The sequence below is a fragment of the Corynebacterium sp. HMSC055D05 genome (genome assembly GCF_001810365.1).
GTDB classification, from domain to species: domain Bacteria; phylum Actinomycetota; class Actinomycetes; order Mycobacteriales; family Mycobacteriaceae; genus Corynebacterium; species Corynebacterium coyleae.
The window spans coordinates 1-645 of the sequence record NZ_KV801067.1 but is presented as its reverse complement, the minus strand read 5'-3'; the positions used below and the strand labels follow the sequence as shown (position 1 = coordinate 645).

Annotated in this window: 1 protein-coding gene; it reads right to left on the bottom strand. The window is 61.2% G+C overall.

Annotated features, from left to right (window positions below; genetic code table 11):
- The coding region (locus HMPREF2734_RS05125; RefSeq protein ID WP_168163603.1) for an HNH endonuclease signature motif containing protein at positions 1-645 on the bottom strand (645 nt) is incomplete at both ends.

Below are 645 nucleotides of genomic sequence, written 5' to 3'. Positions count from 1 at the left end.
CGCGGTTGGTGTTTTTCACCGGGTAGCCGCGGGGCGAAATCCATACCGGGGCACCCCGGATCATCACGATCCGGCCGCGTTTCTTACGCCACGGGTCATCATCATTGACCCGGTTGTGATACCTGCATAGCGGCGCCAGATTCGCGATGTTGGTCTCCCCACCATGCCGCCACGCCTCCACGTGGTGTAACTCGCAGTTGTCTGCTCCGTGACGACAGCCAGGAAACGCACACACCGGCGAGACCAACTTGGCCAGATCGCGCTGCTTCTGATTCGCCAAACGCTGCGTGCGATACAAGTTCACCGCACCGGCCTGCGGATGAAACGCCGCCACCTCCAACGCATCACCGAACTGGGCGGCGAGAAACTCCGCACCGGTCATGGTGGTGCCATCGGTCATGGCCAAGAGCACATCATCACCAGTCCCGTCCAGGATGCGTACGTAATCCGGCAGCGGCACCAACACAGTGGGACGCGGCGCTGCAGTAGCCACCTTGCCCTCGCCGAAGAAGATCCCAATTAAGTTCTCGGCAATCTGGGGTGCAGCCGGACGGTCCTGATCAATACCTAACCGCCCGGCGTGTTCCATGTCGGAGATCTCGCGCTCGTCGTAGGTTAAGTGCAGGGTGCGTTTGCCGTTTCGCG